Here is a 22,740-nt window from a genome sequence, read left to right as displayed (position 1 = left end):
GAGGGGGCACGGTGAGCGCGAGGAGTGAGCCGGGTTTGCGAGCCCCGCAGTCGCGAACGGAGGGGGCACGGTGAGCGCGAGGAGTGAGCCTGGGTCGCGGGCCCCGCGGTCCAAACCGAAGGACCCGGCCGTGCGGCGGCGCCTGCGTCCCACCCTGCGGCTGCGGCTGACGCTGCTCAACGGCGTGCTGCTGGTCGGTGCCGGGGCGATCCTGGTGCTGCTGGCCTGGCTGCTGGTCCGCGACGCGCTGCGCCCGACCGACGAACTGCTCCCCGGCACGACCGTGGTGCTGGCCGACGGCCGGTCGCTGGACGCCGCGCAGTGGCAGCGGCAACTGGTCGACGCCGCCAGCACCGAGCTGCTGGTCAAGGGCCTGGTGGCGCTGCTGGCGATCAGCGTCGTCGGGGTGGCCGGGGCGTACGCGGTGGCCGGGCGGGCGCTGCGCCCGCTGCACCAGGTCACCGCCACCGCCCGGCGGCTCGGCGAGACCACCCTGGACCAGCGGATCGGCTACTCCGGTGCCGACGACGAGGTGGCCGAGCTGGCGAAGACCTTCGACGCGATGCTGGACCGGATCGCCGCCGCGTTCGAGGCGCAGAAACGCTTCGTGGCCAACGCCTCGCACGAGCTGCGCACCCCCCTCGCCGTGATGCGTACCGAGATCGACGTGACGCTCAGCGACGACGAGGCGGACGCCGCCGAGTACCGCCGGATGGCAACCGTCGTGCGGGACGCCTCCGAGCGGGCCAACGGGCTGGTCGACGCCCTGCTGGTGCTGGCCCGCAGCGAGGCACAGGCGGGCCGCCGACTCGGCCGCCGCACCGAGTGCGACCTCGCCGCCGGCACCGCCAACGCCCTGTCGGCCGTACGCCGGGAGGTGGAGCGGATCGGGTTGCGGGTGCAGACGTCGCTGGAGTCCGCGCCGGTGGTCGGCGATCCCGGGCTGCTGGACCGGCTGGCCGGCAACCTGATCGAGAACGCGGTGCGCTACAACCACCTGCACGGCCGGCTGTGGGTGCGCACCGGCTCCGACGGGTGCCGGTCGTGGCTGGTGGTGGGCAACACCGGCTTCGAGGTGGACCAGGCCGACGTGCCGGGCCTGTTCGAGCCGTTCCGGCGCGGCGGCCGGGAGCGTACCGGCGCGCGCGGCTCCGGCCTCGGGCTCTCCATCGTCCGGGCGGTCTGCGACGCGCACGGCGGCACGGTCAGGGTGATCGCCCAGCCCGGTGGCGGGCTGGAGGTCACGGTGACCCTGCCGGCGGCGGAGGCCGCCCCGGCGGTGACCGCCGAGGAACGGGCCGCCAAGCGGTGACGCGGCACCCGGGGTTGCGGGCAGGTGGGCCCGGTGGAAGGATCATGGCGTCAGCCCGATGATCGGAGGGGGGTGCGTCGATGTCCACCGTCATGATCTCCGCGCCCCGTCTCGCCGGCTGACCCGCACGCACCCGGGGCGCCTCCACCCGTAGCGGAGGAACCCGTGTATCCACGGATCCACAACATCAGCTTCGACTGTCACGACACCTACACCCTGTCCGGCTTCTGGTCGGCGGTGCTCGGCTACGCCCGGCACGCCGACGACGCGCCGGGCGCCCCGGAGGCGGTCCTGCTGCCGCCGGACGGCGACACCACCCCGAACGTGTTCTTCCAGCAGGTGCCCGAGGCCAAGACGGTCAAGAACCGGGTGCACGTCTGCCTGCAACCGGCCGGTCGGACCCGCGACCAGGAGGTCGAGCGGGTGCTCGGGCTCGGCGCGACCCTGGTGGACGACCAGCGGCGCGCCGACGGTACGGGCTGGGTGGTGCTCGCCGACCCGGAGGGCAACGAGTTCTGCGTCCTGCGCGGCGCGGCGGAGCGGGCGGGTGCGTCCACCGAGGAGGAACACCAGTGAGCGCTCTCATCCACAACATCGGCATCGACTGCCGCGACACGTACGCCCTGGCCGGCTTCTGGGCGCAGGTCTTCGACTGCCCCCGGCAGCCGGACGACTTCCCCGGCGACCCGGAGGCGATGCTGCTGCCCCCGGGCGGCCCGGAGGTGCTCTTCCTGGCCGTGCCGGAGGGCAAGACGGTGAAGAACCGCCTCCACCTCGACCTGGAGCCCGCCGACCGGACCCGGGACGAGGAGGTCGAGCGGCTGCTCGGCATCGGCGCCACCCAGGTCGCCGACTGCCGTCGCCCCGACGGTTCCGGCTGGGTGGTGCTGGCCGACCCGGAGGGCAACGAGTTCTGCGTGCTGCGCAGCGCCGCCGAGCGGGCGGCCGCCGCGGGCTGACGCGACCGGGGCCCGTCACCACCGGTGGTGACGGGCCCTGCGTGCCCGGCGGTCAGTACTTCTGCTCGATCTGGCCGCGGATCTCGACGAACTCCGCCGCGGCGGCGGCCGAGGACGAGAAGAACATCACGATGATCCCGACGCTGCCGTGGTCGGCCCACGCGCAGACGCCCAGCGGCACGCCGGCGGACTCGCCGTCGCCACACTTGGCCTCGCCACCGTTCGGTCCCGGGGCGATGCTGGTCAGCCTCTTCACCGCCAGCTCACCGGAGATCTCCTTGACCGCGTCGTCGAGTTCCCGCTCCGGGTTGAGCACGAAGGTGGAGGCGGCGACCACCATGACCATGTCCTGCTCGTCGGCGCTGCCGTAGAAGGCGCCGGCCACGCCCGTCGCCTGGGGCACCGAGGTCTTCAGCTCCCGCACCATGTCGTCGGCCAGCTTCTTCAGCGTCGGCTCGGTGCTCTTCGGACGGCCCGCGAGGGTCTCCGGCGTGACGACCCGGATCTGGGGGGTGGCACTGGTCTCCGGGGAGGGGGTGGTCTCCGCCGACGGCGTGGCGCTCGGCGTGGCGCTCGCCGCCGGGGTCGCCGTCGGCGTCGGGTTCACGTCGGGGCGGTCGTCGTCGGAGAGGGCGAGGTAGCCGGCCGCGCCCCCGCCGAGGCAGAGCACCAGCAGGCCGACGAGGCCCAGGGTCAGCACCAGGTTGAGCTGGGACGACCGGGCCGGCGCGCCACCCGGGTGTGGCGCGGCGGCGTACTGCGGCGGGTAGCCGGCGTACGGGCCGGGCGGGAAGCCCTCCTGCGGCGTGACGGGATATCCGCCGTACGGCTGGGTGGGGTACGGCTGGGTGGGGTACGGGGCGGCGGGGGAGCCGGGGGCCGGCGCGGCGGACCAGCCCCCGTGGTGCGGCGGCTGCCCGCCCGCCGGCGACCAGCCCTCCGCCGGCGGCACGGGGTAGCCGTCCGGCTGCGGCGGGTGGAAGTCGTAGTGGTTGTCGTGCTCATGCTGCCCGGACCAGGGATCGACCGGCGGTGAGGACATGGATCAGCTCCAGGCGACGTTGCGAACGCGTGATCGTAGCCAGCCACCGGTCCGCCCCGCAGTCCCCTTCCCGACCGGCGGGCCGCGATGACGATCGCGGTGGTCGCCCCCATCCAAGCCGGAGGGGGCAACCACCGCGAACGCGGGGGAGCGGTGTGGACTCAGGCGGGCAGGCTGGCGACCCCGCGCGGCAGGAACCGCTGGCCCGTCACCCGCTCGGAGGTGCCGGTCCGGTCCAGGTACGGGGTGACGCCGCCCAGGTGGAACGGCCAGCCGGCGCCGAGGATCATGCACAGGTCGATGTCCTGCGCCTCGGCGACGACGCCCTCGTCGAGCATGAGCCGGATCTCCTGGGCCAGCGCGTCGAGCGCGTTCTGGCGCACCTGCTCGGCGGTGAGCGGCTGGTCGCCGACCACGAGCAGCTTCGCCACCTCGTCGTTGACCTGGTCGTCGACGACGATCGGCTGACCGGAGTCGGCGATCCGCTTGAGGTTCTCGCTGACCCCGAACCGGTCCGGGAACGCGGCGTGCAGGGTGCCGCCCACGTGGTACGCGACGGCCGGCCCGACGAGCTGGAGCAGGGCGAGCGGGCGCATCGGCAGGCCCAGTGGGTCCAGCGCGCTGTTCGCCACGTCCAGCGGGGTGCCGGCGTCGACGGCCGCGAAGACGGTGCCCAGGAAGCGGGTGAGCAGCCGGTTGACCACGAACGCCGGCGCGTCCTTCACCAGCACCGAGGACTTCTTGAGCTGCTTGCCGACCGCGAACGCGGTGGCGAGGGTGGCGTCGTCGGTCTTCTCGCCCCGGACGATCTCCAGCAGCGGCATCATGGCGACCGGGTTGAAGAAGTGGAAGCCGACCACCCGCTCCGGGTGCTCCAGCTCGGCCGCCATCGCGGTGACCGACAGCGACGAGGTGTTCGTCGCCAGCACGGCCTCCGGCTTGACGATCTTCTCCAGCTCCGCCCAGACCTGCTTCTTGACGTTCAGGTCCTCGAAGACCGCCTCGATGACGAAGTCGGCGTCCGCGAACACGCCCTTGTCGACCGAGCCGCTGACCAGGCCGTACAGCTTGGCGGCGGTGCCCTTGTCCATCCGGCCCTTGCTGACGGCCTTCTCGATCTGGCTGTGCACGTAGCCGACGCCGGAGTCCACCCGGGCCTGGTCGAGGTCGGTCATGACGACCGGCACCTGGAGGCGGCGGGCGAAGAGCAGGGCGAGCTGGCTGGCCATCAGGCCGGCGCCGACGATGCCGACCTTGGTGACCGGGCGGGCCAGGCCCTTGTCCGGCGCGCCGGCCGGGCGCTTGGCCCGCCGCTGTACCAGGTCGAAGGCGTACAGGCCGCTGCGCAGCTCCTCCGAGAAGACCAGGTCCGCCAGGGCCTCGTCCTCGGCGGCGGTGCCGGTCGCGAAGTCGGCGTCCTTCGCCGTCTCCAGCAGGTCCAGCGCCTTGTACGCGGCCGGGACCGCGCCGTGCAGCCGCTGGTCGAGCGTCGCCCGGGCGAAGTACAGCACGCCCGCCCACATGTCCTTGTCGACCTCGGGACGGGTCACGGTGATCTCGCCGCGGACCACGCCGGCGGCCCACTCCAGGGACCGCTCCAGGAAGTCCGCCGGCTCCAGCAGCACGTCGGCGATGCCCATCTCGGCGGCCTGCTTCGGCTTGAGCATCTTGTTCTGCGTCAGCGGGTTCTGGATGACCACCTGGGTCGCCGCCGGGATGCCGATCAGGTTCGGCAGCAGTTGGGTGCCGCCCCAGCCGGGGACCAGGCCGAGGGAGACCTCGGGCAGCGCGAGGGCCGCGGCGCCGCCGGAGAGCGTCCGGTAGTGGCAGTGCAGGGCCAGCTCCAGGCCGCCGCCCATCGCCGCGCCGTTGACGAAGGCGAAGGTCGGGATCTCGCTGTCCTTCAGCCGGGCGAAGACCCGGTGGCCGAGCCGGCCGATCTCCAGGGCCTGCGCGCGGTCGGCGAGCTGCGGGAGGCTGGTGAGGTCCGCGCCCACGCAGAAGACGTACGGCTTGCCGGTGACCGCGATGAACGCCGGGTTCGCCGCCACGGCGGCGGTGATCGCCTCGTCCAGGCTGGTCAGGCCGCCCGGGCCGAAGCTGTTCGGCTTGGTGTGGTCGAAGCCGTTGTCCAGGGTGATCAGGGCGGCCGGCCGGTCCAGCCCCGGTACGTTCACCTGGCGCAGCAGCGCCCTGGTGACGACCTCGTTCGGTGCGGCGAGGCTCATTCTCCACCCTCCCAGTGGGGGTTCTCCCAGATCACGGTGCCGCCCATGCCGATGCCGACGCACATGGCGGTGAGGCCGTAGCGGACCTCCGGGTGCTCGGCGAACTGCCGGGCGAGCTGCGTCATCAGTCGCACGCCCGAGGAGGCGAGCGGGTGGCCGATGGCGATCGCGCCGCCCCACGGGTTGACCCGCGGGTCGTCGTCGGCGATGCCGAAGTGGTCGAGGAAGGCGAGCACCTGCACGGCGAACGCCTCGTTCAGCTCGAACAGGCCGATGTCGTCGATGGTGAGGCCCGCGATGCGCAGCGCCTTCTCGGTCGACGGGATCGGGCCGACGCCCATCACCTCGGGCTCGACGCCGACGAAGCCGAACGAGACCAGCCGCATGGCGACCGGCAGGCCCAGCTCGCGGGCGACGTCCTCGGCGACGAGCAGGCTGGCGGTGGCGCCGTCGTTCAGGCCGGCCGCGTTGCCCGCGGTGACCTTGCCGTGCGGGCGGAACGGGGTCTTGAGGGTGGCGAGCTTCTCCAGCGAGGTGTCCCGGGGCGCCTCGTCCACCGTGGCCAGGCCCCAGCCGCCGTCGGCGTCGCGGATCGCCACCGGCACCAGGTCGTCCTGGAGCTTGCCGTTGGCGTACGCCTTGGCGGTCTTCTGCTGCGAGGCGAGCGCGAAGGCGTCGGTGCGCTCCTTGGTGACGTGCGGGACGCGGTCGTGCAGGTTCTCCGCGGTCGCGCCCATGACCAGCGCGGACGGGTCGACCAGCTTCTCGGCGACGATCCGCGGGTTCGGGTCGACGCCCTCGCCCATCGGGTGGCGGCCCATGTGCTCGACGCCCCCGGCGATGGCGACGTCGTACGCGCCCACGGCGATGCCGCTGGCGACGGTGGTCACCGCGGTCATCGCGCCGGCGCACATCCGGTCGATCGCGAAACCGGGGACGGTCTTGGGCAGGCCGGCCAGCAGGGCGGCGGTCCGGCCGATGGTCAGGCCCTGGTCGCCGATCTGGGTGGTGGCGGCGATGGCGACCTCCTCGACCCGCTCCGGCGGCAGCTGCGGGTTGCGGCGCAGCAGTTCGCGGATGCAGCGGATCACCAGGTCGTCGGCGCGGGTGTTGGCGTACATGCCACCCGCCTTGCCGAAGGGGGTGCGGACGCCGTCGACGAAGACGACGTCCCGGACTTCACGGGGCACTGGAGCCTCCTTTTCGACCATGACTCGGCCTCCGCGCCGTCAGGCGGCACGACGGACCGGGTGAAGGTCGCCGGCACGGGCGTGTTCCCCCGGATGCTACTTGCCAGTAACCATCGCCGGCACCCGCCCCCGTGTGGCCAACCCCACACCCGCCCCACCCTCGCCCGCACGCGGGAGCGGGGCGGGGCGGTCAGGCGGACGGGGGCGGGTCGGTGAGGGCCTCGGTGAGGTCCGCGAGGAGGAGGCCGATCTGCCACTCGCGGGCGTTGAAGCCGCGCAGCGTCTCCGCCACGGTCTCCTCCGTGACCTCCTCAGGGGGAACCCAGGCCAGGCGGCGGATCGAGTCGGGGGCGATCAGGTTCTCCGGGGGCAGGCGGTGCGCGCCGGCGATCCGGACCACCACCTCCCGGCACCGGGCCAGCCGGGCCGCCGCCACCGGGTCCCGCTCGGCCCAGCGGTGCGGCGGCGGGGGGCCCTCGACCGTCGGGGCGACCGGCAGCGCGTCCTCCGGCAGTTGCCGGGCGTCGTCCAGCGCGGCCAGCCAGGTGCGGGCCAGCCGCCGCACCGAACGGCCGCCGAATCCGGGCAGGGTGAGCAGCGTCTTCTCGTCCCTCGGGTCCAGTTCGGCCGCCGCGACGATGGCCGAGTCCGGCAGCACCCGCCCCGGGGCGGCGTCCCGTCGGGCCGCGATCTGGTCCCGGGCGTACCAGAGGGAGCGCACGCGCGCCTGCGCGCGCGCCCCGCGCACCCGGTGGATGCCGGAGGTGCGCCGCCACGGCTCGGCGCGGACCCGGGGCGGCCGGGCGCCGGTGCGCACCAGCGCGGCGAACTCCTCCGCCGCCCAGGCGGACTTGCCCTGCCGGGTCAGCTCCTCGTCGAGCGCGTCGCGCAGGTCGACCAGCATCTCCACGTCCAGCGCGGCGTAGGTGAGCCAGGACTCCGGCAGCGGGCGGCTCGACCAGTCGGCTGCCGAGTGGTGCTTCTCCAGGCTGTAGCCGAGTAGCTGCTCGGTCAGCGCGGCCAGGCCGACCCGCTCGAATCCGGCCAGCCGGGCGGCCAGTTCGGTGTCGAAGAGCCGGCGCGGGCGCAGCCCCACCTCGGCCAGGCAGGGCAGGTCCTGGCTGGCCGCGTGGAGCACCCACTCGGCCTCGCCGATCACTTCGTCGAGGGCGGTCAGGTCGGGCAGCGGCAGCGGGTCGATCAGCGCCGTGCCGGAGCCGGCCCGGCGTAGCTGCACCAGGTACGCCCGCTGGCTGTAGCGGTAGCCCGAGGCCCGCTCGGCGTCCAGGGCGACCGGGCCGGTGCCGGCGGCGAAGCGGGCCACGACCTCGGCGAGCTCGTCCGGCGTGGCCGCCGGTTGGGGTGTGCCCTCGCGCGGGGCGGTCAGCGGAACGGGCCCGTCGGCGTTGGGTTCTGTCCCCGCGTCCGCCGGCTCCGGCCGGGCCGACGGCGGGTGGTGCGCTTCGTTTCCCGTACGGCTTTCGGCGGCCCGACGGCGCAGGGGTGGTTCGTCGGTCACCTGACAACCCTAGTGCGCGATGCGATCCGGCGGGTGCAGCCGGTCCGGTGTGTGTCGACCGGACGGTCGGCCGGGTCCTCCCGCGAGCCGGGCATCGGGGAAGACAAAGCCCTTTCGCGCAGGTACGGTCCATCGAGCCGTTTGCGCCGGTACGGCATTATCAGGCCCCGGGACACCGCGGGGCGGCTACGGGGAGGGCAAGGCGATCATGACTGCTGGCTACGGGTCGGCGGACACGGGTCCGGCGGGGCCGGGCGACGGGAGCTACCGGCCGGGGCCGCTGCCGCCCCGGATCGAGCCGCCCGCGCCGGCGTACCCGCAGAACGTTCCGGGGCAGGCGCCCGCCGCGCCGCCGCGGACCTGGTCGCCGCCACAGCAACAGGGCCAGTGGGGTGCCGCCCCGGCCGCCCCGACGGCGCCGGCCGCCCCCGCCGGTTGGGGGCAGGGTGGAGGTGGCGCGCGTCCCGCCGCCCCGACGGCCCCCGCCGCCCCGACGCCCGCCGGCTCCGCCCCGGGCGCCGGCTGGCCTCCCGCCGCCGGGCAGGCGTCCCCGGGCGCCCCCGGGCAGCTGCCCGCGCCCGGTCAGCCGCCGGCCGCCGGGCCGGCCCAGCCGTACCCCGTCGGTCCCGTCCCGGCGGGCGCCGCGTCGGCCCCCCGGGGCCGCTGGCTGACCGTCACCGCGCTCGTGCTCGCCGGCCTGCTGGCCGTGGTGACGGGCGTGCAGGCGTACCAGATCCACCGGCTCTCGGACCGGCTCGGCGACACCGACCGCCGGCTGGACGCGGCGCAGGCCGCCGACGGGACCCGGCTCGACGGGCTGGAGGGCCGGGCCGAGGCGCTGGAGAAGCAGGCGGGCGCCGCGTTCAATCCGGAGGCCGTCGCGAGCGCGGTGCTGCCCAGCGTGTTCCGGGTCCGGGCCGGCAACTCCACCGGCACGGCGTTCGCCATCGGCAAACCGGCCGCCGGCGGCGGCACGAACCTGTTCACGAACTACCACGTGGTCGAGTCGGTCTGGGAGGCCGGCGAGCGGGAGGTCTTCCTGGAGCGCACCGACCAGCGCTTCCCGGCGACCATCGTCAGGGTCGACGAGGCGAACGACGTCGCCCACCTGCGGACCACCGGCAAGTTCACCGGCCTGGTCGCCGCGCCGGCCGCCGTGAAGTCCGGGCAGCAGATCGTCGTCGTCGGCGCGCCGCTCGGCCTGGAGGACAGCGTCACCACCGGCGTGGTGAGTGCCTTCCGCGAGGCGGGCGGCGGCGAGGGCCCCGTCATCCAGTTCGACGCCCCGATCAACCCCGGCAACTCCGGCGGCCCGGTGATCAACGGCAGCAAGCAGGTGGTCGGCATCGCCACCGCCAAGGCCCGCGACGCCGAGGGGATCGGCCTCGCCGTGCCGATCAAGGTCGCCTGCGACGGCTTCAAGATCTGCTGACCCGGTCAGCACCCGACCCGTACCCACCCGGTCCGGCGGACCCTGCCGCCCGGACCAGCTCACGTGGAGGAAGAACGACATGTCCCAGCCACCGACCGGGCCGGGCGGCTACCCGCCGCCGTACCCGCCGCAGCCGCCGGCCGCGCCCGGTCAGCCGCCGTCGGGCGGCGCCCCGCACGGCACCACCTACGGCACCCCCCGCCAGCACACGCCGGAGCAGGCCGCGCCGCAGCAGTACGGCGCCCAGCCCGGCTCCGGCTACCCGCAGTCCGCGCCGGCCGCCGGGTCCGCCGGCTACCCGCAGTCCGCGCCGTCGGCCGGGTCCGCCGGCTACCCGCAGTCCGCGCCGGCCGCCGGGTCCGGCTACGCCCCGGCCGGCACGCCGGCCGCCGCGCCCCAGGCCGGCCAGGTCTCCGTCCCGCCCGCCTTCGGGCAGCCGATGTCCGTGCCCCCGGCGTCCGGGCCGGCGTACGGGCAGCCGATGTCCGGCCCGCCCGGCTCCGCCCCGCCCTTCGGCGCCCCCGCGCCGGGCGCCGGCAAGAGCCGCAAGGTGCTGGTCCTGGCCGTGGTGGCCGGGCTGCTCTTCGTCCTGGGCGGGGTGATGACCGGCCTGTTCGTCACCACGAGCAGCGAGCTGGACCGCACCGAGAAGAAGATGGCCAGCGAGGTCAGCCAGCGCGACGGCACCATCGCGGCCAACGGCAAGGAGATCGAAAAGCTCAAGACCGAGCTCCAGACGGTGAAGGACAAGCTCGACGACACCGAGCAGGACCTCACCGGCACCCGTAACGACCGGGACGAGCAGGCCCGGCAGAAGAAGGTCATCGCCAACTGCCTCGACAAGCTCACCACCGCGCTCGGCGCGGCGGCGGCCGGCAACAAGGCGGCCTACGACAAGGCCATCCAGGGCATGGACAAGGTCTGCAACGAGGCCGAGAAGTATCTGTGAGGTGACCCGTCGCGGGGTCAGGCCGCGCCGGCGGGGCGACGCTCCGGCAGCGCGGTCACCCCGGGCGGGGGCAGCCCGGCGGTCGACGCCAGCAGCGCGCACCAGGCGAGCAGGTGCGGGGCGAGGTCGTCGTCGACCGGCGTCCAGGAGGCGCGGATCTCGATGTCGCCGGCCGCGGGCGGCCCGGCCAGGTCGCCGAACCGGGTCGACATGGTCTGGGTGATCGTGCCGCCGATCGCGCGGTGACCGGCGTCCTGCGCGTCCAGGGCGTCGGTCAGCCACGTCCAGCCCACCCCGGGCAGCAGCGGGTCGGCGGCCAGGTCGACCTCCAGCTCCGCGGTCACGTAGGTGACCAGCCGCAGGGTGCCCTGCCACGCCTCGTGCCCGGCCGGGTCGTGCAGCAGGATCAGCCGCCCGGAGGCCACCTCGTCGCCGTCGCGCACGACGGTGGCGGAGAGTGCGAAGGCGTACGGGGCGAGGCGCTGCGGCGCGCCGACCTCCTCCAGCACGATCTCCGACCGGGGCGCCGCGGACCGCAGCCCGGCGACCGCGCGGGCGAAGGTCTCCGGGAGCGCGATCGGGGGGGCCATGCCGGCAGCCTATGCCCGGCGACCCGCCGTCGCCGGAAACGGCGCGCCGGGCCGGCCCCTCCCGTGGCCCGTCGGCGGCGGCCCGGCGGCCCGCGGCGGCCCCGCCGGAGGTGCCCCGTCGGCGGCGGCCCGGCGGCCCGCGGCGGCCCCTCCGGAGGCGCCCCGTCCCGGCGGGCTGACGGGGGTCACAAAAGGCGGCGCTGCCCGCTGCCGTGAGCGTGCCGCGTGGCACGATGGCCGCGATGACCACCACCACGACGGGCGACGACGCCCGAGACGACGCCCCCCGCCCCGGCGGACCGGCCGACTCGCCCCTCGTCCGGGCCTGCCGGCGCCAGCCCGTCCCGCACACCCCGGTCTGGTTCATGCGGCAGGCCGGCCGGTCGCTGCCGGAGTACCGCGAGATCCGGGCCAACGTGGCGATGCTGGAGTCCTGCCGCCGCCCCGAGCTGGTCACCGAGATCACCCTCCAGCCGGTACGCCGGCACGGGGTGGACGCCGCGATCCTGTTCAGCGACATCGTGGTGCCGGTCGCCGCCGCCGGGGTGGACCTGGACATCGTGCCCGGCACCGGCCCCGTGGTGGCCGAGCCCGTCCGCACCCTGCCGGACGTGGAACGGATCCGGCCGATCACCCGCGACGACGTCTCCTACGTGGACGAGGCGGTCCGGATGCTCGTCGCCGAGCTGGGCGACACCCCGCTGATCGGCTTCGCCGGCGCCCCGTTCACCCTGGCCAGCTACCTGGTCGAGGGCGGCCCGTCGCGTACCCACGCGAAGACCAAGGCGCTCATGTACGGCCAGCCGGAGCTGTGGCACGCGCTGTGCGCCCGGCTGGCCGAGGTGACGCTGGCGTTCCTGCGGGTGCAGGTCGCCGCCGGGGTCTCCGTGGTGCAGCTCTTCGACTCGTGGGCCGGCGCGCTGTCCGAGGCCGACTACCGCCGCTTCGTGCTGCCGCACTCGGCGGCGGTGCTCGCCGGGCTGGCCGACGCGGGCGTGCCCCGGATCCACTTCGGGGTGGGCACCGCCGAACTGCTGGGCGCGATGGGTGAGGCCGGCGCCGACGTGGTCGGCGTCGACTGGCGTACGCCGCTGGACGTGGCCACCCGGCGGATCGGCCCGGACAAGGCGGTGCAGGGCAACCTCGACCCGTGCCTGCTGCTCGCGCCGTGGCCGGTCGTCGAGGGCGAGGTGCGGCGGATCCTGGAGCAGGGCCGGGCCGCGCCCGGGCACGTGTTCAACCTGGGGCACGGCGTGCTGCCGGAGACCGACCCCGACGTGCTGACCCGGGTGGTGGCCCTGGTGCACGAGCTGTCCGCCCAGCCGACCGACCGGGGCTGAGCGGCATGCGGGCGCCGTGGCGGGTGGCGGTGGTCGGCGGCGGGATCGCCGGGCTGGCCGCCGCGGTCCGGTTGCGCGACCGCGCCCCCGCCGACACCGAGATCACCGTGTACGAGCAGTCCGGCGCGCTCGGCGGCAAGCTGCACACCGGCGAACTGGCCGGGTCGGCGGTGGAGTTCGGGGCGGAGTCGTTCCTGATGCGCGACCCGGCCGGGGGCGAGTCCGCCGCCGTGGCCCTGGTCCGCCGGCTCGGCCTGGGCGAGCGGATCGTGCACCCCACCGTCGGGCAGGCCGCGCTGCTGGTCGACGGCGGGCTGCGCCCGATCCCCGGCGGCACGCTGGTGGGCGTACCCGGGGATCTGGAGCGGGTGACCACGGTCGCGCGCCCGGCGGCGGACGCCGACACCGACGCCGGCCGCCCGCTGCTCGGCGCGGACGACGACGTCTCGGTCGGCGCGCTGGTCCGGGCCCGGTTCGGCGACGAGGTGGTCGACCGGCTGGTCGACCCGATGCTCGGCGGCGTCTACGCCGGCCGGGCCGACGACCTGTCCCTGGTGACCACCATGCCGGCGCTGGCCCGGGCCGCCCGGGTGGAGCACACCCTGGTGGGGGCGGTACGCGCCGCCCAGGCCGCCGCCCCTCGCGCGCCCGGCGCGCCGGTCTTCGGCACCCTGGCCGGCGGGCTGAGCACGCTGGTCGAGGCCGCGGCGGCGGCGAGCGGGGCGACGATCCGGCGGAACGCGGCCGTGCGCGAGCTGACCCCGACCGGGGCCGGGTGGCGGCTGACCGTCGGCCCGACCCGCGACCCGGAACTGGTCGACGTCGACGCCGTGGTGCTGGCCGTGCCGGCCCGGCCGGCGGCGCGGCTGCTCGGCGGTCCTGCGCCGGCGGCGGCCGAGCGCGTCGGCGGGCTGGACTACGCCAGCGTCGCGCTGGTCACCCTCGCGCTGCCCGAGCCGGAGCTGCCCGAGCTGTCCGGCTTCCTGGTGCCGAGCACCGAGGGCCTGCTGATCAAGGCGTCGACCTTCTTCACCACGAAGTGGGGGCACCTGCGCCGGGCGGACGGGCTGGCGCTGGTCCGCGCCTCCGTGGGCCGGTACGGCGAGGAGCGGCAGGTGCAGCGCACCGACGAGGACCTGGCCGCCACCGTGCACCGGGAGCTGTCGGCGGTGCTCGGCGTGCCGCTGCCGGCCCCGGTCGCGGGGCACGTGCAGCGCTGGGGCGGTTCGCTGCCGCAGTACACGCCGGGTCACGCCGACCGGGTGGCCGCCGCGCGGGCGGTGCTGCGGGCGGACCACCCGACGCTCGTCCTGGCCGGCGCCGGATACGACGGGGTCGGCATCCCGGTCTGCGTCCGCTCCGGCGAGACGGCGGCCGAAGAGATCATCACAGCACTGGGAGGATCGGGGACATGACCGAGCAGACCAACGCGGCCCGGCTGCGGGAGCTCAACGCCAGCATCCGCTACACCATGTGGTCGGTGTACCGGGCCAGCAGCCCGCTCCCGTCGCTGCGCGAGAACGTCACCGGCGAGGTCGAGGCCCTCTTCGAGGAGCTGGCCGGCAAGGACGTGGTCGTCCGTGGCACGTACGACGTCTCGGGCCTGCGCGCCGACGCGGACCTGATGATCTGGTGGCACTCCGCCTCCAGCGACGCCCTCCAGGACGCGTACCTGCGGTTCCGTCGCACCACCCTGGGGCGGGCGCTCACCCCGGTGTGGTCGCAGATGGCCCTGCACCGGCCGGCGGAGTTCAACAAGAGCCACATCCCGGCGTTCCTCGCCGGCGAGGAGGCGCGCCCTTACGTGTGCGTCTACCCGTTCGTCCGCTCGTACGAGTGGTACCTGCTGCCGGACGCCGAGCGGCGCGAGATGCTCGCCGAGCACGGCAAGATGGCCCGCGGCTACCCGGACGTGCGGGCCAACACGGTCGCCTCGTTCGCGCTCGGCGACTACGAGTGGATGCTGGCGTTCGAGGCCGACGAGCTGCACCGGATCGTCGACCTGATGCGCGACCTGCGGGCCTCCGGCGCCCGCCGGCACGTCCGGGAGGAGATCCCGTTCTACACCGGCCGCCGTCGCTCGGTCGCCGACATCGTCAACGGCCTCGTCTGACGTAGGGCCCGGGACCCGGCCCGGACCGCGCCGTCGAGCTGCCTCGCCCGCGGGGCGTGGGTGCGGGCCGGCCGGGGTCGCGGCGCCGGCCCGGCGCTGACAGCCAGTTATTGCCGTTGACCAACGCCTTCCCGTCGCATCGGGGTGTGCGGGATGCCGTCCTCGACGTAGTCGGGGCCGCTGACGGCGAAGCCGTGCCGGGCGTAGAAGTCGACCAGGTGGGACTGGGCCTCCAGCACGCACGGGCGGTCGCCGACCACCTCCAGCGCCGCCGCCATCAGCCGGCCGGCGTGCCCGCCGCCGCGCGCCCGCGGCGTGACCACCACCCGCCCGATCCGCGCGACACCGCCCGGGTCGGCGAGGATCCGCAGGTACGCCACCAGCGCGCCGCCGTCGTCGAGCCACAGGTGCCGGGTGTCGGGCTCGACGTCCCGCCCGTCGAGTTCCGGGTACGGGCACGCCTGCTCCACCACGAACACGTCGATCCGGAGCCGGAGCAGGTCGTGGAAGGTGCGGGCGTCCAGGTCGGCGAACGCGGCGACCCGGACCGGAAGGTTCTGCTGCGGCATGCCGCGATGGTAGATCGACCTCACGGGCTCCGCGTGTCGCCGAGAGACTCCAGCAGGGTCCGCAGGGTGTCCGCGAGGGTGTCGCGCTGGGCCGGGGTGAGCGCGGCGAGCAGCCGGTCCTCGGTGGCGACGTGGTCGGGCAGGACCCGGTCGATGAGGGCGAGGCCCTCGTCGGTGAGGCCGACCTGCACCGCGCGGCCGTCGGTGTCGCTGCGGGTACGGGTGACCAGGTTGCGCGCCTCGAGCCGGTCGAGCCGCTGGGTGACGGCGCCGGAGGTGATCATCGACGAGTGCATCAGCTGGGTCGGGGTCAGCCGGTGCGGCGGGTCGCTGCGGCGCAGCGTGGCGAGCACGTCGAAGGACGCGGAGTCGAGGCCGTGCGCGCTGAACGTGCGGTGCAGTTCCGCCCCGACGAGCCGGGAGAGCCGGGAGAGGCGGCCGAACACCCCCATCGGGGAGGCGTCCAGATCCGGTCGTTGGGCGGCCCACTGCTCCAGCACCCGGTCGACGTGATCGGCCATCCGCCCACCCTAGCAGCGATGCCTTAGCGGTGAGGTAGTTCACGGGCCCGGCGTCGCGGCACTTCCCTTAGCGCTGAGATAAGTTATCTCAGTGCTAAGCAATCGAACGCGCGTCCTCGGCGTGACCGCGCTGGCCCCCGCGATCTGGGGGAGCACCTACCTCGTCACCACCGAGCTGCTGCCCCCGCAGCGCCCGTTGCTGGCCGCCGTGGTGCGCGCCCTTCCCGCGGGTCTCCTCCTGGTCGCGGTCACCCGCCAGCTACCGAAGGGCGCGTGGTGGTGGCGCGCGGCGGTGCTCGGCGCCCTGAACATCGGCTTCTTCTTCGCGCTGCTGTTCGTCGCCGCGTACCGGCTCCCGGGTGGGGTGGCCGCGACCGTCGGCGCGGTGCAGCCGCTCCTGGTCGCCGCGCTCTCCGCCGGCCTGCTCGGCGACCGGCTGACCCTGCGGACCGTTTTCGCCGGCGCGGCCGGGGTGGCCGGGGTCGGGCTGCTGGTGCTGCGGGCGGACGCCCGCCTCGACGGCGTCGGCGTCCTGGCCGCCCTCGGCGGCGCGGTCGTCATGGCCGCCGGGGTGGTGCTCAGCAAGCGGTGGTCGTCGCCCGCGCCGCTGCTGGCCACCACGGGCTGGCAGCTCGCGGCCGGCGGCCTGCTGCTCCTGCCGGTCGCCGCGCTGGTCGAGGGGCCGCCGCCGGCGCTGACCACCGGGAACCTGGTCGGGTACGCCTACCTGACGTTCGTCGGCTCCGCCCTCGCCTACGCCCTCTGGTTCCGGGGCATCCGCGCCCTGCCGCCCACCACCGTCACGTTCCTCGGCCTGCTCAGCCCGCTGGTGGCGACGGCGTTGGGCTGGCTCGTGCTCGCCCAGGAACTCACCCCGGCGCAACTGCTGGGCGGGCTGGTCGTCCTGGCCGCCATCGTCGTGCAGTCCCGGGGAGCCCGCCCGGTGCCATCCCCGCGCCGCGTCACCCCGTCCCCGGCCGCCACCCGCTGAGCCGCGATTCCGCGCGGGCGACCACGCCGCACCCGCCGCGCGTCACGCCGGGCGGGCGCCGACCGCGTCGCGGATCTCGGCACCCTGGGCGCCCTCCTCCGAGCGGGCGCAGTGCGCGCAGCAGAAGAACCGGCCGGACACCTCCACCCCGTGCCCGACGATCTTGATCTGGCAGTGCTCGCAGATGGGCGCCATCTTGTGCACGGCACACTCGAAGCAGTCGAAGGTGTGCACGTCGCCGCTGACGGTCCGCACCTCGAACGCCATCCAGTAGTCGTTACCGCAGACCTCGCAGGTTGCCACGACATTACCCCCCGAAATAGGCACGTTTTCCCCAAGCCTGCGGTACGCGGGCGGGTCCGGCGGCCGAAACGGCCGAGCCGGTCCGGTTCGGCGGCGTGTCGCCCCCGGCGTGTCGGCCGTTGTACCGGGTGACCGCGCACGACCGGAGGAACCCGACATGATCAAGCGGAACAAGCTCTTCGGCAACCAGACCCGGGTCACGTTCAGCCTGCCCCGCGACACCCCGCCCGGCGCCGTCAGCGTGGTCGGCTGCTTCAACGGCTGGGAGCCGGGGCGGCACGAGCTGGTCCCGCGCCGCGACGGCACCCGTACCGTCACCGTGCGGCTCGGCCCGGGCGAGTACCGCTTCCGCTACCTCGCCAGCGGGGGCGTGTGGCTGGACGACGACTCCGCCGACCGCATCGACGAGCGGGGCAGCCTGCTGCTGCTCTGACCGGTCGGAGCGTCCGGGCTCAGGCGTCGGCGCGCGGCTCCAGCCGGATGGAGACCGAGTTGACGCAGTGCCGGGTGTCCTTCGGGGTGAAGCCCTCGCCCCGGAACACGTGGCCGAGGTGGCTGTCGCACCGGGCGCAGCGGATCTCGGTGCGGCTCATCCCCAGGCTGCGGTCCTCGATCTCCTTGACCGCGCCCGGGATGGCGTCGTCGAAGCTGGGCCAACCGCAGTGCGAGTCGAACTTCGTGTCGCTCGGGAAGAGTTCCGCGCCGCAGGCCCGGCAGCGGTAGATCCCCGGCGTCTTCGTGTCGACGTACTCGCCGGTCCACGGGCGCTCGGTGCCGGCCTCCCGCAGCACCCGGAACTCCTCGGGGCTGAGCCGGACCCGCCACTCTTCCTCGGTGCGGGGCAGTTCGCTCTCGTCAAGACTCACCCGCCAACGGTACGCCGGACGTCGGGGGTGTGGCATATGGTCGCGCAATGGGTGGCACGAAGGCCGCGGCCGAAGAGATCGAGCTGGCCGGGCACACCGTACGGCTGACCAGCCCGGAGCGGGTCATCTTCCCGCAGCGCGGCTTCACCAAGGCCGACGTCTTCCACTACTACGTCGCGGTGGGCGACGGCATCATGCGTGCCCTGCGCGACCGTCCCACCACGTTGCAGCGCTTCCCCGAGGGTGTCGAGGGGGAGATGTTCTTCCAGAAGCGGGTGCCGACCCGGGGCGTGCCGCCGTGGGTGCAGACGGCCACCATCAGCTTCCCCAGCGGCCGCAGCGCGGCGGAGCTCTGCCCGGCCGACCTCGCCCACGTGGCCTGGGCTGCCCAGATGGGCACGATCGTGCTCCACCCGTGGCCGGTGCGCGCCGCCGACGTCGACCGCCCCGACGAGCTGCGCGTCGACCTCGACCCGCAGCCCGGCACCGACTTCGCCGACGCGGCCACGGCCGCCGGCGAGCTGCGCGCCATCCTCGACGAGCTGGGCGCCACCGGCTGGCCGAAGACCTCCGGCGGTCGCGGCGTGCACGTCTACCTGCGGATCGCGCCACGCTGGACGTTCACCGAGGTGCGTCGGGCCACCATCGCGCTGGCGCGCGAGCTGGAGCGGCGCCGGCCGGAGCTGGTCACCACCGCCTGGTGGAAGGAGCAGCGGGGCACCCGCGTCTTCGTCGACTACAACCAGATGGCCCGGGACCGCACGATCGCCTGCGCGTACTCGCTGCGGGCCAACGCCCGGGCCACCGTCTCCACCCCGGTCACCTGGGACGAGCTGCCCGACGTCGACCCGGACGACTTCGACCTGCGTACCGTCCCGGCCCGGCTGGCCGAGCGCGGCGACCCGCACGCCGGCATCGACGACGCGGGGTGGGACATCACCCCGTTGCTGGAGTGGGCCGACCGGGACGCCGCCGCCGGGCAGGGCGACATGCCGTACCCGCCGGACCACCCGAAGATGCCCGGCGAGCCGAAGCGGGTGCAGCCCTCCAAGGACCGCGACCGCCCCCGCTGACCGGCCCGCCCGCCGCCGCCACGGCACCCCGGCGGGGGTGGCGCACCGTCGCGCCGGTGGGCGGGGACGGCGCGGGCGTCACCGCCGTCCGGCGTACGCCTCCACGGCCTCCTTGGCCGAGCGCAGGTCCGCGCCGGTCGCCTCCCGGTACGCGGCGATCGCCTTGATCTTGTCGCCCCGGGCCAGGTGCTCCCGGACCCTCGGCGGCACGGGCGCGGTGTCCACCACGCCCAGGTGGTCCATCACCAGCGTGAGCCGGCGCTCGATCTCGGCGAGCCGGTACGCGGTCCGCGCCTGCTCAGCCCTGCCCGGCACCTGGGCGGCGAGCAGCGCGACGACGGCGACCACGAGCACGATGAGAACGATCTCCATCCGGCGATGGAAGCACAGGGCCGCCACCCCTTCCGTCCCGCGCCCCGGCGGTGGCCGCCGTCGATCGGGTAACGATCATGTAACGGGCGCGAACCTTTCCCGGACCGTCACCCCTCTCCCTGATCGTCGGCCCGACTCCGGGCCAGGGGAGGGCATCGGATGAAGCTGGTGTGGAGGCGGGCCCAGGAGGCACGCGGGCTGCTGCTCGCGGCGGTGGTCGCGGCCCTGGTGGCGGTCGCGTTGGTCACCGGCCTCTCCGACTACAACCGCCGGGCCGTCGAGGCCGGCCAACGCGCCCTGCTCACCGGGGCGTCCTTCGAGGAGCGCAGCCTCCTGGTCAGCGGTGCGGCCGGCCGGGACGCGACCGAGTACGCCGCCCGGGACCGGGCGGTCCGCGACGGCTTCGCCGCCCGTCTCGGCGGCGCGCCGGTCACCGTCGACGGCGCCCGCTACGGCGATGGCCGTGAGCTGACCGGCGACCTCGGCCCCGTGGTACGGGAGGGCGACGACCCGGTCTTCGCCAGCCTCGCGACCCTCGACGACCTGCCCCGCCACGCGGAGTTGAGCAGCGGCGCGTGGCCCACCCCCGGGGCGTCCCCGGTGCAGGTGACGCTGCCGGAGAAGGTCGCCGGCGCCCTCGGGATGTCCACCGGCGACCGGGTGCCGATGCTGGACCGCAGGTCCGAACGGACCAGCGAGATGGTGCTCGTCGGGACGTGGCGCCCGCGCGACGCGGCCGACCCGTACTGGCGGCTGGCCCCCGGCGTGGGCGCCGGCAGCGCGGCGGGCCCCGACACCTCGTACGGGCCGTTCGTGCTGGACCGGGCCGACTTCGTCGCGACCTACCCGGGTGCGGTGTCGGCGTCCTGGGTGGTCGAGCCGGACCTCACGGCGGTGGCCCGCGCCGGCCGACTGCTCGACGTGCGGCAGGCGCTGACCGCCGCCGTCGCCGAGGTGCCCGAGGCGGCCGGGCTGGGCTCCTCGGCCCAGACCGTCACCGCGATCGACCGGCTGCTCGACCGCGTCGTCCGGGCCGACCTGGTCGGCCGCTCCTCGCTGGCCACCCCGCTGCTGCTGATCGTGGTCCTCGGCGGGTACGCGCTGGTGCTGGTTTCCGCCCTGCTGCACGAGGACCGGCGGGGCCAGAACGCCCTGCTCCGGGCGCGGGGCGCCGCGCGGCGGCAACTGGCCGGCCTGGCGGCCCGGGAGGCGAGCCTGGTCGTCCTGCCCGCCGGCGTGCTGGGGCCGCTGATCGCGAGCGAGGCGCTGCGGCACGTGGGCACCGGCGGCGGGTCTCCGCTGGCGCTCTCGACCGGCAACACGACGCTGGTCTGGGCCGCCGCGGCCGCCACCGCCGCGGGCTGCCTGGTGGCGATGGTCGTCCCGACGCTGCGCGGGGCCGGCACGTACGTCGCCGACATGGCCGCCCGGTCCCGTCCCACCCGCGCCGCGACCGTCCAACGGGCCAGCCTCGATCTGGTGCTGGTCGGCTTCGCGGTGCTGGCCTGGACCCAGCTGCGCCAGTACTCGTCGCCGGTCACCGGGGCGGCCGGCCGGCTCGGCGTGGACCCGCTGCTGGTCGCCGCGCCGACGCTGGGCGTGCTCGCGGGCGCGGTCGTGGCGCTGCGGCTGCTGCCGCCCGCGACCCGGTTCGCCGAGCGGTTCGTCGACCGCAGGCCGTGGACCGCCACCATCTTCGGCATGTGGCAGGCCGGGCGGCGCCCGCACGCCGGCCCCGTGCTGCTGCTCGCCCTCGCCGTGGGCGGCAGCACCCTGGCCTGGTCGCTGGTGACGACGGGGGAGCGGTCGCAGGCCGACCAGGCCGACCACACCGTCGGCGCCGACCTGCGGGTGGTCGAGCGCACCGGCGTGGCGCCCGACGGCCGGGCCGGCCAACTCGGCGCGCTGCCCGGCGTCGCCGAGGCGTTGCCGGCCTGGCGGGACGAGATCCGCCTCGGCCGTGCCGACCTGCCGACGACGGTGGTGAGCCTCGACGCCGCGGGCGCGACCGGCGTGCTGCGGCTCAACGAGCGACTGGCCGACGAGCCGGTGCCGGCGCTGCTGGACCGGCTGACCCGGGCGCGCGGCGCGCCGGCCGGCCTGGACCTGCCCGCCGGCACCCGCTCCCTCGCCGGCACGGTGCGGACGCCCGTGCGGGACGCCGTGACGTCGCACCAGATCGGTCTCTGGGTGCTGCTGACTCGGGCGGACGGGCTGTCCTTCCGGCTTCCGGCGGGCAGCAGCGGCAGCGACGGACGGCCGGTGCCGTTCACCGTCGCCATCCCCGACGGGGCGGGCACCGTGCGGCTGGCCGGGTTCGAGGTCGACGGCGGGGACGCGCGCGGGCGGGCGTACCGCCTGGAGGTGTCGGACCTGCGGCTGGTCGGCGCCGACGGCGCGGCCCGGCCGGCGTCGCTGGCCGGCGGATGGGTGGCCGCCAACGGCCAGGACCAACCGGTCGGCGCGGCGGTCACCGCCACCGGGCTGACCGCCGAGCGGGAGGTCGAGTACCTGGCGGGCGGCCGGTTCGCGTTCCAGCCGCCGAGCCGCTTCGTCGTGGTGCCGGCCGGCGAGAACCGGCCGATACCCGCGCTGATGACCCCGGCGGTGCGCGACGCGCTGAGCCTGCGGGTCGGTGACACGGTCAACCTCGTGCTGTCCGGCGCGACGGTGCCGGTCACGCTGGTCGGCGAGCTGGACAAGGTGCCGTCCACGGCCGGCGAGGGCGTGCTGCTGGACCTGCCGGCGGCGACGGACTGGCTGATCCGGGACCGGGGCGCCGTCCGGCCGGTCGCGGAGTGGTGGTTGAGCACCGGGGGCGGCGGGCACGCCGAGGCGGTCCGCGCGGCGGCCGAGGTGACCGGCACCATGCTGCTCGACCGGCGGGAGGTGGCCGAGCGGGCCGCCGGCGACCCGTACTGGCAGGGGGCCCGCACCGGGCTGCTCGCCGCCGCGCTCGGCTCGGTGCTGCTGGCCCTGGTCGGCCTGATGGTCGACGTCTGGGCGACCGCCCGGCACCGGCTGGGGGAGTTCGCCGTGCTGAACACGCTCGGCGCCAGCCCTCGGCTGCTGGCCCGCGCGCTGCTGGCCGAGCAGACCTTCCTGGCCGGGATCGGCGTCGGCGTCGGCCTGCTGCTGGGCGCCGCGGTCGGCGCGACCATGGCGCCGTTGGTCATCCTCACGCCGTCCGCCGGCCGGCCGGTGCCGGAGGCCGCCTTCGTGCTGCCCTGGCTGCCCATCGGCCTGACCGCGCTCGGCCTGCTGCTGGCGGCACTCGCCTTCAGCGCGTTCATCGCCCTCGGCATCCGGCAGCGGGTGGCCGTGGCGCAGCTGCGGATCGGGGGAGACCGGTGACCGGGTGGAACGTAGGG

22 protein-coding genes are annotated in these 22,740 nt (G+C 75.3%); 12 read left to right on the top strand and 10 right to left on the bottom strand.

The window, feature by feature from the left end:
* Positions 1 to 130 precede the first annotated feature (130 nt).
* From ACFY23_RS16435 to ACFY23_RS16425, 3 genes are all read left to right on the top strand, one after another.
* The gene (locus ACFY23_RS16435; protein WP_350684332.1) at positions 131 to 1,312 is read left to right on the top strand and encodes a HAMP domain-containing sensor histidine kinase; all 1,182 of its coding nucleotides are present in this window, start codon (positions 131 to 133) and stop codon (positions 1,310 to 1,312) included.
* A 165-nt stretch (positions 1,313 to 1,477) separates the two neighbouring features.
* On the top strand, positions 1,478 to 1,888 hold the full coding sequence (locus ACFY23_RS16430) for a VOC family protein (protein ID WP_350684331.1): 411 nt from the start codon (positions 1,478 to 1,480) through the stop codon (positions 1,886 to 1,888).
* Entirely contained in the window at positions 1,885 to 2,271 is a 387-nt protein-coding gene (locus ACFY23_RS16425) for a VOC family protein (protein ID WP_350684330.1), read from the top strand. Before ACFY23_RS16430 ends, ACFY23_RS16425 begins: the two co-directional genes overlap by 4 nt.
* A 52-nt stretch (positions 2,272 to 2,323) precedes the next feature.
* On the opposite strand, the gene ACFY23_RS16420 is transcribed toward ACFY23_RS16425, so the two are convergent.
* From ACFY23_RS16420 to ACFY23_RS16405, 4 genes are all read right to left on the bottom strand, one after another.
* Positions 2,324 to 3,313, bottom strand: a complete 990-nt coding sequence (locus tag ACFY23_RS16420; RefSeq protein WP_350684329.1) for a hypothetical protein — start codon at positions 3,311 to 3,313, stop codon at positions 2,324 to 2,326.
* Between the two features lie 161 nt (positions 3,314 to 3,474).
* Positions 3,475 to 5,541, bottom strand: coding sequence for a 3-hydroxyacyl-CoA dehydrogenase NAD-binding domain-containing protein (locus tag ACFY23_RS16415; protein WP_350684328.1), 2,067 nt, complete (start codon positions 5,539 to 5,541; stop codon positions 3,475 to 3,477).
* Complete coding sequence (locus ACFY23_RS16410) at positions 5,538 to 6,731, bottom strand: acetyl-CoA C-acyltransferase (protein ID WP_350684327.1); 1,194 nt, start codon at positions 6,729 to 6,731, stop codon at positions 5,538 to 5,540. The genes ACFY23_RS16415 and ACFY23_RS16410 overlap by 4 nt, the downstream gene beginning before the upstream one ends.
* Positions 6,732 to 6,921: 190 nt before the next feature.
* Positions 6,922 to 8,250 (bottom strand): ribonuclease D, encoded by a 1,329-nt coding sequence (locus tag ACFY23_RS16405; RefSeq protein ID WP_350684326.1) that lies wholly within the window; start codon positions 8,248 to 8,250, stop codon positions 6,922 to 6,924.
* A gap of 208 nt (positions 8,251 to 8,458) precedes the next feature.
* On the opposite strand from ACFY23_RS16405, the gene ACFY23_RS16400 reads away from it, so the two are divergent.
* Both ACFY23_RS16400 and ACFY23_RS16395 read left to right on the top strand, forming a co-directional pair.
* Positions 8,459 to 9,682: a trypsin-like peptidase domain-containing protein gene (locus ACFY23_RS16400; RefSeq protein WP_350819099.1), complete on the top strand. Its 1,224-nt coding sequence runs from the start codon at positions 8,459 to 8,461 to the stop codon at positions 9,680 to 9,682.
* 79 nt (positions 9,683 to 9,761) lie between these two features.
* Positions 9,762 to 10,631, top strand: a complete 870-nt coding sequence (locus tag ACFY23_RS16395) for a hypothetical protein (RefSeq protein ID WP_350819097.1) — start codon at positions 9,762 to 9,764, stop codon at positions 10,629 to 10,631.
* A gap of 17 nt (positions 10,632 to 10,648) precedes the next feature.
* Here ACFY23_RS16395 and ACFY23_RS16390 read toward each other — a convergent pair whose 3' ends face one another.
* Complete coding sequence (locus ACFY23_RS16390) at positions 10,649 to 11,221, bottom strand: DUF3000 domain-containing protein (RefSeq protein ID WP_350685187.1); 573 nt, start codon at positions 11,219 to 11,221, stop codon at positions 10,649 to 10,651.
* Positions 11,222 to 11,463: 242 nt separating this feature from the next.
* Here ACFY23_RS16390 and hemE point away from each other — a divergent pair, with 242 nt between their 5' ends.
* The 3 genes from hemE to hemQ are packed head-to-tail and all read left to right on the top strand — an operon-like array spanning position 11,464 to position 14,674.
* Positions 11,464 to 12,561: a uroporphyrinogen decarboxylase gene (gene hemE, locus ACFY23_RS16385; protein WP_350685188.1), complete on the top strand. Its 1,098-nt coding sequence runs from the start codon at positions 11,464 to 11,466 to the stop codon at positions 12,559 to 12,561.
* A 5-nt stretch (positions 12,562 to 12,566) separates the two neighbouring features.
* The gene (hemG, locus tag ACFY23_RS16380; RefSeq protein WP_350685189.1) at positions 12,567 to 13,976 is read left to right on the top strand and encodes a protoporphyrinogen oxidase; all 1,410 of its coding nucleotides are present in this window, start codon (positions 12,567 to 12,569) and stop codon (positions 13,974 to 13,976) included.
* A complete protein-coding gene (gene hemQ / locus ACFY23_RS16375; RefSeq protein ID WP_350685190.1) occupies positions 13,973 to 14,674 on the top strand; it encodes a hydrogen peroxide-dependent heme synthase in 702 nt (233 codons plus the stop codon). Before hemG ends, hemQ begins: the two co-directional genes overlap by 4 nt.
* Positions 14,675 to 14,781: 107 nt before the next feature.
* Here the strand turns inward: hemQ and ACFY23_RS16370 are convergent, their stop codons facing one another.
* Together ACFY23_RS16370 and ACFY23_RS16365 are read right to left on the bottom strand one after the other, a co-directional pair.
* Positions 14,782 to 15,243 (bottom strand): GNAT family N-acetyltransferase, encoded by a 462-nt coding sequence (locus ACFY23_RS16370; RefSeq protein WP_350685191.1) that lies wholly within the window; start codon positions 15,241 to 15,243, stop codon positions 14,782 to 14,784.
* 20 nt (positions 15,244 to 15,263) lie between these two features.
* Positions 15,264 to 15,764: a MarR family transcriptional regulator gene (locus ACFY23_RS16365; RefSeq protein ID WP_350685192.1), complete on the bottom strand. Its 501-nt coding sequence runs from the start codon at positions 15,762 to 15,764 to the stop codon at positions 15,264 to 15,266.
* Positions 15,765 to 15,855: 91 nt separating this feature from the next.
* Between ACFY23_RS16365 and ACFY23_RS16360 the strand changes: the two genes are divergently transcribed.
* Positions 15,856 to 16,755: an EamA family transporter gene (locus tag ACFY23_RS16360; protein WP_350819095.1), complete on the top strand. Its 900-nt coding sequence runs from the start codon at positions 15,856 to 15,858 to the stop codon at positions 16,753 to 16,755.
* A 42-nt stretch (positions 16,756 to 16,797) separates the two neighbouring features.
* On the opposite strand, the gene ACFY23_RS16355 is transcribed toward ACFY23_RS16360, so the two are convergent.
* Complete coding sequence (locus ACFY23_RS16355; RefSeq protein WP_350685194.1) at positions 16,798 to 17,058, bottom strand: Prokaryotic metallothionein; 261 nt, start codon at positions 17,056 to 17,058, stop codon at positions 16,798 to 16,800.
* A 157-nt stretch (positions 17,059 to 17,215) separates the two neighbouring features.
* Here ACFY23_RS16355 and ACFY23_RS16350 point away from each other — a divergent pair, with 157 nt between their 5' ends.
* Positions 17,216 to 17,491 (top strand): isoamylase early set domain-containing protein, encoded by a 276-nt coding sequence (locus ACFY23_RS16350; RefSeq protein WP_350685195.1) that lies wholly within the window; start codon positions 17,216 to 17,218, stop codon positions 17,489 to 17,491.
* Between the two features lie 19 nt (positions 17,492 to 17,510).
* On the opposite strand, the gene msrB is transcribed toward ACFY23_RS16350, so the two are convergent.
* The gene (gene msrB / locus ACFY23_RS16345) at positions 17,511 to 17,924 is read right to left on the bottom strand and encodes a peptide-methionine (R)-S-oxide reductase MsrB (protein WP_350685196.1); all 414 of its coding nucleotides are present in this window, start codon (positions 17,922 to 17,924) and stop codon (positions 17,511 to 17,513) included.
* Positions 17,925 to 17,971: 47 nt separating this feature from the next.
* Here msrB and ligD point away from each other — a divergent pair, with 47 nt between their 5' ends.
* Positions 17,972 to 18,997 carry a non-homologous end-joining DNA ligase gene (gene ligD, locus ACFY23_RS16340; protein WP_350685197.1) on the top strand — a complete coding sequence of 342 codons (1,026 nt, stop codon included), beginning with the start codon at positions 17,972 to 17,974 and terminating at the stop codon, positions 18,995 to 18,997.
* A 78-nt stretch (positions 18,998 to 19,075) separates the two neighbouring features.
* Here the strand turns inward: ligD and ACFY23_RS16335 are convergent, their stop codons facing one another.
* Positions 19,076 to 19,369: a hypothetical protein gene (locus ACFY23_RS16335; protein WP_350685198.1), complete on the bottom strand. Its 294-nt coding sequence runs from the start codon at positions 19,367 to 19,369 to the stop codon at positions 19,076 to 19,078.
* A 159-nt stretch (positions 19,370 to 19,528) separates the two neighbouring features.
* Here ACFY23_RS16335 and ACFY23_RS16330 point away from each other — a divergent pair, with 159 nt between their 5' ends.
* On the top strand, positions 19,529 to 22,723 hold the full coding sequence (locus tag ACFY23_RS16330; RefSeq protein WP_350685199.1) for an ABC transporter permease: 3,195 nt from the start codon (positions 19,529 to 19,531) through the stop codon (positions 22,721 to 22,723).
* The last annotated feature ends 17 nt before the right edge of the window (positions 22,724 to 22,740 follow it).

The organism is Micromonospora sp. NPDC000121 (assembly GCF_042899165.1).
GTDB lineage: Bacteria > Actinomycetota > Actinomycetes > Mycobacteriales > Micromonosporaceae > Micromonospora.
Note: the sequence above shows the minus strand (reverse complement) of the source record. Positions and strands in the feature narration are given on the sequence as shown.

Coding starts and splice junctions, on each gene's coding strand:
- ACFY23_RS16370 (WP_350685191.1), bottom strand. CDS start 15,243: ATGCCGCAGCAGAACCTTCCGGTCCGGGTCGCCGCGTTCGCCGACCTG.
- ACFY23_RS16400 (WP_350819099.1), top strand. CDS start 8,459: ATGACTGCTGGCTACGGGTCGGCGGACACGGGTCCGGCGGGGCCGGGC.
- ACFY23_RS16395 (WP_350819097.1), top strand. CDS start 9,762: ATGTCCCAGCCACCGACCGGGCCGGGCGGCTACCCGCCGCCGTACCCG.
- ACFY23_RS16415 (WP_350684328.1), bottom strand. CDS start 5,541: ATGAGCCTCGCCGCACCGAACGAGGTCGTCACCAGGGCGCTGCTGCGC.
- hemQ (WP_350685190.1), top strand. CDS start 13,973: ATGACCGAGCAGACCAACGCGGCCCGGCTGCGGGAGCTCAACGCCAGC.
- ACFY23_RS16420 (WP_350684329.1), bottom strand. CDS start 3,313: ATGTCCTCACCGCCGGTCGATCCCTGGTCCGGGCAGCATGAGCACGAC.
- ligD (WP_350685197.1), top strand. CDS start 17,972: ATGGGTGGCACGAAGGCCGCGGCCGAAGAGATCGAGCTGGCCGGGCAC.
- ACFY23_RS16330 (WP_350685199.1), top strand. CDS start 19,529: ATGAAGCTGGTGTGGAGGCGGGCCCAGGAGGCACGCGGGCTGCTGCTC.
- hemE (WP_350685188.1), top strand. CDS start 11,464: ATGACCACCACCACGACGGGCGACGACGCCCGAGACGACGCCCCCCGC.
- ACFY23_RS16390 (WP_350685187.1), bottom strand. CDS start 11,221: ATGGCCCCCCCGATCGCGCTCCCGGAGACCTTCGCCCGCGCGGTCGCC.
- ACFY23_RS16365 (WP_350685192.1), bottom strand. CDS start 15,764: ATGGCCGATCACGTCGACCGGGTGCTGGAGCAGTGGGCCGCCCAACGA.
- ACFY23_RS16335 (WP_350685198.1), bottom strand. CDS start 19,369: ATGGAGATCGTTCTCATCGTGCTCGTGGTCGCCGTCGTCGCGCTGCTC.
- hemG (WP_350685189.1), top strand. CDS start 12,567: ATGCGGGCGCCGTGGCGGGTGGCGGTGGTCGGCGGCGGGATCGCCGGG.
- ACFY23_RS16350 (WP_350685195.1), top strand. CDS start 17,216: ATGATCAAGCGGAACAAGCTCTTCGGCAACCAGACCCGGGTCACGTTC.